Below are 12,905 nucleotides of genomic sequence, written 5' to 3'. Positions count from 1 at the left end.
CATAACTTAGTGGCCGAGAAATTAAACATGTTAAAGAAACATAAAAATATAACCTAAACGATTAATCCATGATGAATGAATTAAGAGGGTCAGAAGTAATAGTTAAGTATTTGGAGAGACAAAAAGTTGAGTACGTATTCACATTAACTGGACATACTATAGTAGATCTTTATGATGCATTATACAGCCCAGATATAAACCTGATCCAGGTGAGGCACGAGGCAGTAGCCGCGTATATGGCGGATGGTTATTTCAGGGTAACGCATAAACCGGGCGTCGTGGTTACTCATGTGGGTCCTGGTCTTTTGAATGCGGTACCCGCTGTTGCTAACGCCGCGTTAGATTCTAGTGCCATGATAATCATATCTGGAGATGCCCCATCCATATATGAGGGTGCTGGCGCCCATCAAGAGATCAATCTATTGATTGACTTGTCTCAACACCTAACATACTTGCCCTTCGTAAAGAGGGTCTGGCAGGTGCATCATGTACATAACCTTGAGAGAATACTTGATAGGGCCTTCTCCTTAGCATTATCGAATAGGCCAGGGCCCGTGTTGGTGGATATACCCATGGAGATATTCAGTCTCAAGACAAATAAGCACGGCATCTATAGGAGATTACATAGATTGAATGACTTAAGGATAAGGCCCTCCCCTGAGAAAATAAATGAGGCCATAAACATGATCCTTAGGAGTGAGAGACCCGTCATACTGGCAGGTGGTGGCGTTAGACTTTCAGAAGCAGAGCCGGAATTACTGGAGTTTGCGGAACTACTTAATGCTCCTGTCGTTACTACCATGGGTGGTAAGGGAACGTTCCCTGAGGATCATCCCCTTGCGCTGGGCTTTGCTGGTGGTTGGGGTAATCCCGCCGCGAATAAAGCGTTACTGGAGGCGGATTTGGTTATAGCCCTAGGTACTCGTTTTGGCGAAGTTAACTCAAGCTCATGGATCTATGGGTACACTTTCGATTTCTCTAAATCAAGACTTCTGAGAATAGATATAGATGAGAAGGAGCAAAGTAAGAGTTTCCCTGAGGACCTTTTCCTACTGGGCGACATAAAGGCCACCTTGCGTGAGATCATAGACCAACTAAGGAACTTAATAAGGAAGGGTAAGGTTGAGCGTTCTCCATGGTTCAACTCGTTCAAGGAAGTGTACGATAAGTATTGGGAAGATTTTATGTCGGTAACCGCAGAGAATACACCCATAAGGCCTGATTATATAGTTAAGGTACTTCAGATGTTAATTAAGAAAGATGAGAATATATCATTAGTCACTGATGTTGGGTGGCCCAAGAATGGCATAGCCCAGTTCTTGAGGATCACGAAACCCCATAACTATATAACAACAGCTGGCCTCGCCATCATGGGGTTTGCGCCGCCTGCAGCTCTCGGCGTTAAGTTGGGTAACCCTAACCTGAAGGTAATTAGTGTCGTGGGTGATGGAGGATTCACTAGCACGGTAACATGCCTATTTACGGCCAAGCAATACGAAATACCTGTGGTGTTCTTAGTGCTGAATAATTATAGTTTCGGTACGATACAGAATATACAGAGGATTCATTACGGGGAGAGGTACATCGGTACAGCATTTTATGATAAGTATAAACGACTGTATAATCCTGATTTTGTAAAAATAGCCGAGGCCTCAGGGGTTAAGGGTATGAGGATCGAGAGGCCCAGTGAATTGTTAGATGCATTAAACGAGGCCATAAAGTTGAGTGAGCCTGTTGTGGTTGAGGTGCCAACTGCACTGCAGCCTGATGTACCCGTTACAGGTCACTGGTCAATAAGCGAGATATATCATGGTAAGTTGATCTATATGTTCGATAGGAGAGAGAACATTGAGTAATTGACATTGCATCTTATTGGTGCTTTCAAAAATAGGCTCACTGGCTACCCTAGTCTCAACTACCATAATAAATGTTGCGGGATTCGCGGCGGGCATTAAAACTTCTTAAATAAAGTCTTATTAAGGTATTCTGAGAAGGTATTCTTGATGAAGATACTAATAATAAACCCATATAGGGATGCCGAAAAAATATGGCTTGGTAACAAGCCTGGAGAAATAAGGAAGGTTTTTAGGACTATTAGCCCCCAATTAACGGGGAGTACGATGTTTGTCGCTGGGATCACCATATTTGAGCCTGGTGAATCTAGTTCCTTACATTCCCACCCAAATTCTGAGGAGATTGACTTTGTAGTTCAAGGTTGTGGGGAAGTAGAGTCTGAGGGAGAGAGGAGGCCCTTTAAGGAACATGACTTCATGTTTATACCCAAAGGAGTTGAACATAGACATATAAACACTTGTGACAAGCCGCTGATACTGTTATGGATTTACTCACCACCAGGCGAGCTTCCTAAGGAGTAAGAGGGGTGTTCGCCTTGAGGTATACTCTGGAGAAGGCAGTTAATGTACATGGTATAGTCTTTGGAGATAATAATGTAATAATCGCTGCACCAGTGATTAGCCTTAAGGGGTTTAATGATATTAGTGAAATAGTTAATATAGCTAAAGAGAAGGGCATCCATATCTTGGAGATAAGGTATGATTACTTATTGATGGAAAACAAGGATTTATCTCCATCAAATATCCTTTTACAACTTAATAATCTCGGGTTCCCCTACATATTCACCTTCAGGTCACCCAGAGAGGGGGGTGTTTATGAAATTCCGGACCACCTTAGGCTGAAGATGATTTTAGATATCATAGTGAAATACAAACCAACAATACTAGATGTGGAGTTGTATGTATTTAAGGATCCTGAAATGAGATATTATGCTTCATCGATCCTAAAGTACTCTAAAGATGAGGGTATAGGGTTAATAGTATCTTACCATGACTTTAATAATACACCGGATTATGATACATTATATAGGATTGGTGAGGAGGAGGCGGCTGTGGGTGCAGATATCCTTAAGATCGCCACCATGGCGCGTGATTTCAGCGATATCATAACAATGCTTCGAGTGACCCATGACTTGAGGGCTAAATTAAGGAAGCCCCTGATAACGCTAACCATGGGGGAGAGGGGGAAGGTAGGTAGGGTGTTGACGCCGATATTCGGTTCAGATTTAGTTTTCGTCGACCTAATGGGTAAATCAGCGTCTGGCCAGATCCCTCTGTCGCATATGTTAGACTTTGTAAGAATTATGGGTGAATTATGATGTGGCAGTATGAGCTTGATAAGGATTGCGTATTTCATAGAAAAGACATAAAGGAGGCACCCCCTAGGCATGTATTAATTAGGCCGTTACTAGTGGGTGTTTGTGGTACTGATAAGGAAATATGTAGGGGCCATAGAGAGGGAATAAAGTACCCCCTAGTGATAGGCCACGAGATTGTCGCTCAAGTAGTCAATATAGCGGAGGAAGATGGATCTAACAGCCTTAAAATTAATGATAGGGTTGTGGTTTTTCCCAATTATTGGTGCGACTCATGTATTGATTGTAAGGTGGGTCACTTCAATACTTGTAAAAATAAAGTAAGTATTGGCGTTAATGCGCCTGGAGCCCTCTCAGAATACATGGATGTTGAAAGTAAGTATTTATTCAAGGTACCCGACTCCTTGAGTAACTATGAGGCAGTATTAACCGAGCCCTTAGCAGTAGTTATCCATGCAATGAAGAAAATAGATCCTAAACCCGGCGATAATATATTGATCATCGGTGGCGGTGCACTGGGGCATCTAACCACAATGTTATTACTCCACGAACTAAGAGATAAGGTAAACATATTTATAAAGGAAATAAATATTAAGAAAGTACACATACTGAGAGAGGTGTTTGGCGATTTAGTGCACATACTGAGTAGTATTTATGATTATCCGCTTGAATTTCCTTATTTAAACGGGCTAAAGATAGTCGATACAGTAGGTAATAATAGTAGTATATCGGACATAATGAGTATATCGAATATATTGCCATCAGGAATAAGGTCGGTTATTCTAGGCTTAGGGCAAAAAAATGTGAATATAGATCTTTATGCAGTCGTACGGAGGGAGATCCACATAGAGGGATCCATAATATATAATCCAAGTGATTTCATAAATGCAATAGAGATTCTCTATAATATGCATAAAGAGAAGTATGAATACTTATACAGGATGCCCATTATTGAGATACCCTTAATCAAAATTAACGATTACTTCAGGGAACTGATTAATAATGATGAGGTAATCAAACTAATAATAAATCCCTATGGTGCAGAGCTAAGGAGGTTCAAACTAGGATCAGTTGTGGAGGGATAAAAATTCTAGGCTTATAGCAATAATGGATTTCTTGTATTTATTGAGGAGTAATCACTGGTATGGTTGATGGTTTTTATTTAAGAAGTTTAAAAAATGTATATAAACACAAGTCGATTAATCGCTAATGTGGCTAGTCAACCCGGTTACACTAGAGAAGACATAGAGAGGGGTATAAAAAGAATATACCAGGTCGTTCTTGCCCAGAGCCACGTTACTCCATACTTCATAATTGGCATAGCCATAGCCTCCCTATTTCTCGATGCGTATGATTTCAGCGCATTTTCACTAGCAACGGCAGCATTCAAGAACACATGGCCATGGATGTCCTCCGCCCTCTTTGGATTTGCCATAGCTTCCATACAAATAGGAGCTACGATAGGTGCTCTGACGGGTGGGTGGTTGAATGATAGGATAGGCAGGAGGAACATGCTTATACTTAACATGATCCTGTTCGTAGCTATGGCTATTGGTGCTGGTTTGGCACCGGATCCCTACACGTTCTCAATATTCAGGATATTGCTGGGTTATGCGTTAGGTGCAGACATAGTTACGGGGTTTAGCTACATCTTCGAGTTCCTTGAGTTCAATAAGAGACTCGTGTTCTCTGGCGGTTTTGATGCATATTGGTTTGGTTCTGTGGTGTTTGCCATAGTATTCATAGTTTTTCCACTGTATTTTGCACTACATTCATTAACGCACCCAATAATATGGAGGGCCATCATGGTTATTGGCGGTATTGCTGCCTTCATAATTCTTCTGTTTAGATCAAGGATACCTGAATCGGTGCTTTGGATAGCATATAGGGGTAGATTAGCTACGGCGAAACGAATAATTAAGCAGGTATATGGAATAGATTTACAGGATGTACCGGATGTTGACTTGGATATACACAAGGTTCGTGGTTTCAGGAGCTTGTTTAGGATATTCAGGAGGAGTAAGTGGAAGGAACTCACCAGTACCTTTATAGGCACCTTCGAGGGTGGAATCGAGTTTTACTCCTTCGGTTTCTATACTCCATATATCTTATTGGTGCTTTCAAAAATAGGCTCACTGGCTACCCTAGTCTCAACTACCATAATAAATGTTGCGGGATTCGCGGCGGGCATTGCTACGGCATATCTTGTTCCGAGACTTGGTACGAAGAATCTATACGTCATAGGTACACTGGGTACTGGTATCTCGATGCTTGCGGCATCCTTCGTATTGCCGCCCAAGATAGTGCCACTGATAGTATTTTTCGCTACAACATTCTTGGTGTTCCACGTAATGGGACCCAATGGTGTACAGTCATACGTAATGATAAACACGGCATACGGACCTAGTGAGAGAGGTACAGCAGGTGGCTGGAACTACTTCTTCAGTAAACTGGCGGCAGTTGTAAGCTCCTTCTGGGCACCCATTCTGTTCAGCTCGATCGGCGTAGTGAATACATTACACTTCCTGGCAACATTCGCATTTATCACTGCAGTGATAGGTGCGGTCCTCGGATTCGATGCGAGGAAGTATAGGACGGAGGAAGAGGCCATTCCAACATGAAATAATGCCTAAATAACGATACTTAAGAATTAAAAATAAAACTTCATTAAGAATTTCCATTCCCTTCACAGTTAATTTTCCGGTACCAGTCATTTGGGCTTAATATGTGAATTTCTATCCTTAACCGCAGTTCCTCAGATCGTTAACATAATCATCACGAAAGTCTACATGGGGCCGATCCCCATTGAGTGGGAGTCATCAATACCCCATAGATCAGTTACTTAGGGGCAGTTAAACCGTTACCCATTGCATCCATGGTCTCGCTAAGCCATGGTCATCAATTAGGATGATGGATGTCCGTAGTGCCTCAATCCGCCAGGGTTTCTTCATGGCCTTCCTGGCCTCCTCAGGGGTCCAGCATATGGGTTCTAGCCTTGGTGGTGTGTCGATTAATTCCACGCACCTGGTTATGAATTCCCTGCCCCTGAAGTGCTCCGTTATGAGTATTACGTCGACGTCGCTCCATAGGTTGAAGTCGCCCCTTGCGTATGATCCGTAGAGTATTGCCGTGAGTTTGCCCCACCTGGCCCTTAGCTTCATTACGTACTCCATCACCTCCCTAATAACCTTCTCCCTGGCCTCTCCCTTATGATCCCGCCTATCGACATCACGCGTATACCTCTCGTTCTGCTTCTCAATGTGTCACGGTGCTTTATGATCTTCTTGTTACGTCACGGTGTTCTCGGTCCTCTATGCCTTGCCGTGGCACACGTGACGCATTGGTGCGTTTCACCCTTTTAAGGCATGCTCAATGTGTCATGGTGGCTCCCGTGAGGTACAGGACAATTAGGGTCGCCGAGGACGTCTACGAGGAGTTGAGTAAAATGGTCACTGAGAGGGGACTGACCGTGAGCGAGGCAATCAGGGAATTGCTCAATTGCTGCTCCTCAAGCCCAAGCCAGAGCCGGAACGAGCAACTGAGCGGCTCAGGGAGTTGGGTGAAACTTTCATTGACGCCCATGTAAAGCCATCATAAGACCAACCTTATAACACCGAAGGCGGGGGAACTCAACCCGTGAACCAAGCCCCAGGCTCAGTGGGCTTTGACGAGCTCTATGAACTACTCGTTAGGACTAGGTGGACGTATTACGACGGCAAAAGTAAGATGCTTTACTTCTACAATAATGTTGAGTTCGTTAGGTCGGTGCTTGAGAGACTGAGCATTAAGCACTTGGTGGATGAGAAGGGGCATCGCGTGATTGTATGGGGAATGAGCATTGCGGACTTTGTAATTAAGGTTGTCAATACCGCCATGGCAATGCTAATCAATGTACCTTACAATCCAGACTTAATGCCAAAGTACATCGAAGCCATAATGTCCCAGCGCCCCACGGTATTACAGGCACCTTATACTCATTAGCGAGTTTCACCAAGGCAATGACGTCCTTTTTTACATGTAAAAATAACATATTTAATCCCATGAATGCCTACACAACACCAAATGCCCAGGCTATTTGGTTGGGTGGGTAAGGTTGTCGAGGTTGATCTAAGCAGTGGCGGTATTAAGACGTTAACCCTAGATGCCGAGGTTTATGATAAAGTCCTTGGTGGTGAAGGACTGGCTGCCTACTTCATCTATAAGAATTTCCACGAGATAAGGGGCCCCCTGGATCCAAGCAACATCATCGTGTTCGCCAGCGGTCCATTAACCAGCGAAATCATACCCCAAAGCGGTAGGTTATCCGCGGCCTTCATCTCACCATTAACCGGCATCTTCGGCGCCACGCACATAGGTACTAGGTTTGCCTACGAGCTTAAGAGGGCTGGTTATGACGCGGTGATCGTTAAGGGGGCATCGGAGAAGCCCGTTTACATATACATTGAGGGTGACCACGTGGAGATTAGGGGTGCGGAGAAGTATTGGGGTCTTGATATAATGGAGACCGTGAACTCCATCAAGAAGGACCTGGGTGACCCATCAATTAAGGCAATAGCGATAGGGCCAGCTGGTGAGCACCTGGTGAAGTTCTCAACAATAGCAAATGAGGAGGGAATTGGTGGAAGGACTGGTGGTGGTGCGGTCATGGGTAGTAAGAAGTTGAAGGCCATTGTTGTTAAGGGCGTTGAGGATATATCCATGGCGGACCCTGAAGGATTAAGGAGGTACGTGAGGGACCTAAACGTAAAGCTCGCCAGCTCAACAAGGGGCGCGTCATTTAGGAGATACGGTAGTGCGGGTACCGTTAATTTATATCATCAAATAGGCAACCTACCCATTAAGAACTTCGCATGGGGTAGGTGGAACGATGATGAGGTGTTCAAAATAAGTGGTGAGAAGCTCACGGAAACATTCCTAAAGAGACCATTCCCATGCACCACATGCCCAGTGGCGTGTAAGAGGTACGTCGAGGTTAAACCGGGCAGTAAGTACTTCCCAGGGGGCTTCAGGGGGCTTGGCCCTGAGTACGAAACCCTAGCATTGCTGGGCTCAAACCTACTAAACAGCGACCTTGAGGCCATGATCAAGATAAATGAACTATGCGATAAACTGGGCCTTGACACCATGTCCACGGGCAACGTCATAGGTTTCATATTCGAGGCGGCGGAGAAGGGACTAATTAATAAGGAAGTTGATGGGTTAAGGCTTGAATGGGGTAACGCGGACACGATAATCAAACTTGTACAAAAAATTGCCTACAGGGACGGCATCGGGGATCTACTGGCCGAGGGCGTCAGGAGGGTCTCTGAGAGGATTGGCGGTAGGGAATTCGCAATGCACATTAAAGGTTTAGAGGTGCCAGCCCATGATGGTAGGGCATTCTTTGCACATGCGTTAAGCTTCATGACAATGAATAGGGGCGCGGATCACCTTGGTTTTACCCATATACCATGGAGAGGTATACCAATACCTGAACTGGGGATTAATGCACGTACAGATCGTTATAATGAGAGTGATGAGATGGTGGATATAGTAATAAACATACAAAACCTAATGGTGGTGTATGACTCACTGACAATGTGTAAATATGCACACTTCGCAGGACTAACAATAACGGATATAATAAACCTACTAAAGCTAACAACAGGTAAGGATTACACCGTGGAGAAAATACTGGAGATTGGGGGTAGAATTTGGAAAATAGAAAGATGGATAAACAACCAATTAGGAATTACGAGAAAAGACGATGTATTACCACCAAGAATGCTGACACCCCACGAAAAAAGAGATGACACAAAAATACCCAGGATAGTCGAAAAATGGCTACCACTTTACTATAGAAAGAGGGGACTAACGGAGGATGGCATCGTAAAGGAACTAGATATTTAATTAAACCCTACTTATTACGACTCAAAGCACTGAAGGCTCCGCTCACCATTATAAACTATGCATTTCATACAATCTTTGATATGGTATGGGCACCGACTTTGGGTCAATACGCACATCAACAACCACAGCCCTGTCTATTGCAAGCATTTCATTAATCGCCTTCATTAATTCACCTCTATCCTCAACGGTTATGCCCTCAGCACCAAGTGAGCGACTCAATTCCGCGAAGTTTACCGTGGGTAATTTAATGAGATCTTCAGTTATACCACCAAACCTGACCTTCTCATATACACCCAACACTCTGTATGATGAGTCGTTAAAGATTATGATCTTTGGCTTAGCATGGTACTGTACAGCGGTGGATAATTCAAGCTCCGTCATTAGGAACCCACCATCACCCACGAGGGCTATTACGGTCTTATCCGAATCCACTATTGATGCTGCCACGGCCCCCGGTACAGCAAGCCCCATTGATACGTAACTTGTGGTTGTTATGTACCTCTCATTTTCATAGATGGGCATTAGGAAGCTTTCAATCCTATGAGCACCCACATCCCCTAGAAATATCACGTTACCCCTAACGGAATCCCTAACGGCCTTAATAACCTCCCAGGGCTTTATAAGCCCAGAGATTGAACTATAATACCTAGTTAATTCCCTATACTCCCTCCCCCCTACACCTACCCCTTAAGCTTAATTCCTGGAGGACTTTCGTAAGGAAATCCTTAGCATCAGCGAGAACAGCCAAGCGGGGTTTATACGCCCTGCCGAGGTCGTATGGGTCAACATTAACGTGTATTAGCTCACCATTGATCTCAAGTGAGTACCTACCAGTACCAATCTCACTAAACCTATTACCCACGGATAAGATTACATCCGCCTTTCGTAGAACTTCGTAAGCAACGATATTACCCGCCCTACCAATGGCCACCCCTGCATAGAGTGGGTGATTACTGGGTATGGCGTCCTTAGCCATTACCGTGGTTACAATGGGCGCGTTAATTGTTTCGGCTACCTTAATCACCTCATTAGTTGCATGGGATATCCTAACGCCCCTATCCACTAGAATAACAGGATACTCAGCGCTACATATTAAGTCAACCGTGGTCTTTACATCATTGGGGGATGCCAATGGCCTACTCACGCTGTAATAAACCTTATACTTAATCTCACCAATATCCTCACTTAACATGGAACTAGATATTTCCACGTAGACAGGGCCTGGTTTATCACTCATGGAAATACTAAACGCCTTAGTTAAGATGCTTAGTATATCCCTCGGATCATTTATACTGAACGTTGCCTTAGTTATTGATTTGAAAACGGAAATTTGAGTATCACTACGGGGTAATTAATGCATGTGAGTACCTCTAATACCATCAACATTCATCGAAACCACAATCAACGGGTCACCCTCAACAAAGGCCTCAGCAGTTGGTGAGACAACCCCAAGTGCGCCAGGCCTTGGTGTAACCACAATAAGCCCTGGCTTATTAATTAGGCGTGAATAGGTAATGCCCATAAAGCTCAGGGATGGCTCGAATTTGACATTCACGACATTAATACCCTGCTTAATAAATGACCTCAAAATAGGCATTATACCCTCAGCAGCCACTGTAAATGATAAGTCAGCCCTCAATTCTCTAAGAACATCGGTTAGCAGGGTAGGTGCATCCATTAATGTGACTATTATCTTTAAACTATTTAATCTTTATTTAAACAAGTCAGATTTAGTATTTAATACCTAGAATTAACAATGTTTTTATTAATAGTGACTAAGGATTTTGAATATAGGTGAACAAGGCAAGAGGCATTGGCACTTCTTGGTCAATCAATTGGATTTTCCTAGATGCTTACGATCTCATGTTAGTTACCGCAGTGACCCCAATTCTGGCGAAGGTTTTGCTACTGTCTAAATTACCGGCATGGCTTGCGTACTTCATAATGCTGTATGGATATGTATTCACATTGATTGCGAGGCCTGTGGGTAATGCATTATTCAGTAACTATGCCGGTATAATTGGTAGGAGAAGTGTCTTGATGATCACGTTACTCGGTGCTAGGGTTCTTAGTGCATTAACGGCTGCGATACCCACTTACGCGCAGGTTAGCATAATGGCTTACATAACATTCTCAATACTAAGTATTCATCGGCGGTGAGTACGCAGCTGGGCATCTATTTGTATTGGGACAGGTACCGATTAAATGGAGGGGGTTTGCCGGTGGTGTTGATAAATCAGGCTTTGCATTTGGTGTTGCCATGGGTGGCGCTGTCATAACATGGTTTACGCTGTGGCCCAAGGAGATAGTCCTCACGTTCCTACAGGTCATGCTCGTTATGACTGGGATGTTTTACTGCTCATGGTCAATGTTTAATTATTTCGTGGGCATCCTAACAGAAACTGGGCTTCCAGGTGTCACGGCATCATTCTTCTACGCAATAGCTGGCCTAATTGACGCTATTTCAATATGGTTTACGGGTTTAATGAGTGACTTTATAGGGAGGAGACTTGCGATAATAATAGCAGGTATTGGTTCCGCAATAATGGCATTACCATCATTCTACATACTTTACCTTGGAGGTAGCCTCAGAAGCTCATTACTTCTCTAGCTAGGTACATTCCTAGTTGGTTGGTTCACCAATTGGATTTGGGGTGTGGAACCAGCATACCTCTCAGAGAGGTTTGCAACCGTGAGGGGGACTTAGGTGTTGGTTTTGGTTATAGTTCAGGTATTTTCCTCTCGACAACATTAATGCCATGTTGGTCAATACTACTATACCCAGTATTCCGCAGTATGTGGCCCATAGCGGCTATAATGCTAATCATAGGTGGGATTCTGGGAGCCATAGGGGCAGCTATAGGCCCAGAAACAAAAGGAGTGAGTTTAAGGATTGCGAGGGAGTAAGATTTATTTTATTAATGCTGCGCATTCATTTAAAATAAATCATTTCTTGCAGGACTCCCTCAGCAATTTTATTAATGCTATACCGTCCTCACCCCCATAACCCATACCCTTAGCCGCCACGTAGTACTGAAGGGCTAGTGCAGTAGCCGGTAAAGGACACCCCAGTTCCTTTGCCTCCTCAAGCGTGTACATCAAATCCTTAATTATGTAATCAATTGAGAAATAGGCACTATAGTCCTCCTTGAGTATTTTCTCACGCCTAGCATCAAACCAGTAGTTATACGCTGCGGTATCCCTAGCCGCCTCCAGAAACTCCTCAATGCTTATACCGAATTTCTGAATGAAGAGTAGGCCCTCTAGGAATGTCAGTAATTGTGCAAAGCCCATGGAGTTCGTGATTAATTTAAAGGCTACGGCAGCCTCAATAGTCCTCATATAATAAATCCTACCAGAGGATATTGCCTGAAAAACCTCCTGAACCCTCTTATCCCTAAAAACCTCCTCAGGACCACCAACAAACAACGGAGTCTCACCCCTCTCAGCCTGAGGCACCGTCTTACCCAGCATTGCAACTATGAACCCCACATTCCTCCTCCTACACTCCTCCGCAACCCTGAGTTTAGTCTTAATGTCTGTTGTGCTTGTCTCCACAGCTATAAGGCCCGGCTTAGCACCACTGAGAATGCCATTACCACCGAGATAAACATCCAGTACATCCTCAGACCTAGGAACATTAGTAAGCACTATATCAACCCTAGAGGCAAGGTCCGCGGGTGATGAGGCGCCGGTTGCGCCGAGTTTTACGAATTCATTGACCTTATCCCTAACCACGTCGTAGACGACCAGGTTAAAGCCCTTACTAAGCAGAACCCTACCAAAGGCGCCACCCATCCTACCCAAGCCCACTAAACCTACAATCACGGTATCACACTCATATTTC

Annotated in this window: 16 protein-coding genes; 11 read left to right on the top strand and 5 right to left on the bottom strand. The window is 44.1% G+C overall.

The window, feature by feature from the left end:
* The first annotated feature begins 68 nt into the window (after window positions 1-68).
* The 5 genes from CMAQ_RS09350 (at window position 69) to CMAQ_RS09330 (ending at window position 5,790) form a co-directional block, all read left to right on the top strand.
* Entirely contained in the window at window positions 69-1,856 is a 1,788-nt protein-coding gene (locus CMAQ_RS09350) for a thiamine pyrophosphate-binding protein (protein WP_012186854.1), read from the top strand.
* A 147-nt stretch (window positions 1,857-2,003) separates the two neighbouring features.
* Window positions 2,004-2,375: a cupin domain-containing protein gene (locus CMAQ_RS09345; RefSeq protein WP_012186853.1), complete on the top strand. Its 372-nt coding sequence runs from the start codon at window positions 2,004-2,006 to the stop codon at window positions 2,373-2,375.
* Between the two features lie 14 nt (window positions 2,376-2,389).
* On the top strand, window positions 2,390-3,172 hold the full coding sequence (aroD, locus tag CMAQ_RS09340; RefSeq protein WP_198002078.1) for a type I 3-dehydroquinate dehydratase: 783 nt from the start codon (window positions 2,390-2,392) through the stop codon (window positions 3,170-3,172).
* Window positions 3,169-4,254 (top strand): zinc-dependent alcohol dehydrogenase, encoded by a 1,086-nt coding sequence (locus CMAQ_RS09335; protein WP_048062803.1) that lies wholly within the window; start codon window positions 3,169-3,171, stop codon window positions 4,252-4,254. The genes aroD and CMAQ_RS09335 overlap by 4 nt, the downstream gene beginning before the upstream one ends.
* Window positions 4,255-4,347: 93 nt before the next feature.
* On the top strand, window positions 4,348-5,790 hold the full coding sequence (locus CMAQ_RS09330) for an MFS transporter (RefSeq protein WP_012186850.1): 1,443 nt from the start codon (window positions 4,348-4,350) through the stop codon (window positions 5,788-5,790).
* A 231-nt stretch (window positions 5,791-6,021) separates the two neighbouring features.
* Here CMAQ_RS09330 and CMAQ_RS09325 read toward each other — a convergent pair whose 3' ends face one another.
* Window positions 6,022-6,330, bottom strand: a complete 309-nt coding sequence (locus tag CMAQ_RS09325) for a nucleotidyltransferase domain-containing protein (RefSeq protein WP_232203760.1) — start codon at window positions 6,328-6,330, stop codon at window positions 6,022-6,024.
* Window positions 6,331-6,560: 230 nt separating this feature from the next.
* Here CMAQ_RS09325 and CMAQ_RS09320 point away from each other — a divergent pair, with 230 nt between their 5' ends.
* The 3 genes from CMAQ_RS09320 (at window position 6,561) to CMAQ_RS09310 (ending at window position 9,058) form a co-directional block, all read left to right on the top strand.
* A complete protein-coding gene (locus tag CMAQ_RS09320) occupies window positions 6,561-6,755 on the top strand; it encodes a ribbon-helix-helix domain-containing protein (protein ID WP_198002077.1) in 195 nt (64 codons plus the stop codon).
* A gap of 50 nt (window positions 6,756-6,805) precedes the next feature.
* The gene (locus CMAQ_RS09315) at window positions 6,806-7,150 is read left to right on the top strand and encodes a hypothetical protein (RefSeq protein WP_012186847.1); all 345 of its coding nucleotides are present in this window, start codon (window positions 6,806-6,808) and stop codon (window positions 7,148-7,150) included.
* Between the two features lie 63 nt (window positions 7,151-7,213).
* Window positions 7,214-9,058, top strand: a complete 1,845-nt coding sequence (locus CMAQ_RS09310; protein WP_012186846.1) for an aldehyde ferredoxin oxidoreductase family protein — start codon at window positions 7,214-7,216, stop codon at window positions 9,056-9,058.
* 48 nt (window positions 9,059-9,106) lie between these two features.
* Here the strand turns inward: CMAQ_RS09310 and CMAQ_RS09305 are convergent, their stop codons facing one another.
* The 3 genes from CMAQ_RS09305 to CMAQ_RS09295 form a co-directional block, all read right to left on the bottom strand.
* Complete coding sequence (locus CMAQ_RS09305) at window positions 9,107-9,628, bottom strand: thiamine pyrophosphate-dependent enzyme (RefSeq protein WP_048062801.1); 522 nt, start codon at window positions 9,626-9,628, stop codon at window positions 9,107-9,109.
* A gap of 88 nt (window positions 9,629-9,716) precedes the next feature.
* Window positions 9,717-10,295: a thiamine pyrophosphate-binding protein gene (locus CMAQ_RS09300; RefSeq protein WP_048062800.1), complete on the bottom strand. Its 579-nt coding sequence runs from the start codon at window positions 10,293-10,295 to the stop codon at window positions 9,717-9,719.
* Window positions 10,296-10,409: 114 nt separating this feature from the next.
* Window positions 10,410-10,736 carry a thiamine pyrophosphate-binding protein gene (locus tag CMAQ_RS09295; protein ID WP_048062799.1) on the bottom strand — a complete coding sequence of 109 codons (327 nt, stop codon included), beginning with the start codon at window positions 10,734-10,736 and terminating at the stop codon, window positions 10,410-10,412.
* 116 nt (window positions 10,737-10,852) lie between these two features.
* Between CMAQ_RS09295 and CMAQ_RS09290 the strand changes: the two genes are divergently transcribed.
* From CMAQ_RS09290 to CMAQ_RS10745, 3 genes are read left to right on the top strand one after another with little or no spacing between them, the layout of a single operon-like run.
* Complete coding sequence (locus CMAQ_RS09290) at window positions 10,853-11,218, top strand: hypothetical protein (protein ID WP_048062798.1); 366 nt, start codon at window positions 10,853-10,855, stop codon at window positions 11,216-11,218.
* 25 nt (window positions 11,219-11,243) lie between these two features.
* The gene (locus CMAQ_RS09285) at window positions 11,244-11,669 is read left to right on the top strand and encodes a hypothetical protein (RefSeq protein WP_048062797.1); all 426 of its coding nucleotides are present in this window, start codon (window positions 11,244-11,246) and stop codon (window positions 11,667-11,669) included.
* Between the two features lie 32 nt (window positions 11,670-11,701).
* On the top strand, window positions 11,702-11,965 hold the full coding sequence (locus CMAQ_RS10745) for a hypothetical protein (protein WP_156769892.1): 264 nt from the start codon (window positions 11,702-11,704) through the stop codon (window positions 11,963-11,965).
* Window positions 11,966-12,004: 39 nt separating this feature from the next.
* Here the strand turns inward: CMAQ_RS10745 and CMAQ_RS09280 are convergent, their stop codons facing one another.
* On the bottom strand, window positions 12,005-12,886 hold the full coding sequence (locus CMAQ_RS09280; RefSeq protein ID WP_012186845.1) for an NAD(P)-dependent oxidoreductase: 882 nt from the start codon (window positions 12,884-12,886) through the stop codon (window positions 12,005-12,007).
* Between the last annotated feature and the right edge of the window lie 19 nt (window positions 12,887-12,905).

The organism is Caldivirga maquilingensis IC-167 (assembly GCF_000018305.1).
GTDB classification, from domain to species: domain Archaea; phylum Thermoproteota; class Thermoprotei; order Thermoproteales; family Thermocladiaceae; genus Caldivirga; species Caldivirga maquilingensis.
This window is presented reverse-complemented; position numbering and strand designations above follow the sequence as displayed.

Coding starts and splice junctions, on each gene's coding strand:
- CMAQ_RS09350 (WP_012186854.1), top strand. CDS start 69: ATGATGAATGAATTAAGAGGGTCAGAAGTAATAGTTAAGTATTTGGAG.
- CMAQ_RS09345 (WP_012186853.1), top strand. CDS start 2,004: ATGAAGATACTAATAATAAACCCATATAGGGATGCCGAAAAAATATGG.
- CMAQ_RS09335 (WP_048062803.1), top strand. CDS start 3,169: ATGATGTGGCAGTATGAGCTTGATAAGGATTGCGTATTTCATAGAAAA.
- CMAQ_RS09330 (WP_012186850.1), top strand. CDS start 4,348: ATGTATATAAACACAAGTCGATTAATCGCTAATGTGGCTAGTCAACCC.
- CMAQ_RS09325 (WP_232203760.1), bottom strand. CDS start 6,330: ATGAAGCTAAGGGCCAGGTGGGGCAAACTCACGGCAATACTCTACGGA.
- CMAQ_RS09310 (WP_012186846.1), top strand. CDS start 7,214: ATGCCTACACAACACCAAATGCCCAGGCTATTTGGTTGGGTGGGTAAG.
- CMAQ_RS09300 (WP_048062800.1), bottom strand. CDS start 10,295: ATGAGTGATAAACCAGGCCCTGTCTACGTGGAAATATCTAGTTCCATG.
- CMAQ_RS09295 (WP_048062799.1), bottom strand. CDS start 10,736: ATGGATGCACCTACCCTGCTAACCGATGTTCTTAGAGAATTGAGGGCT.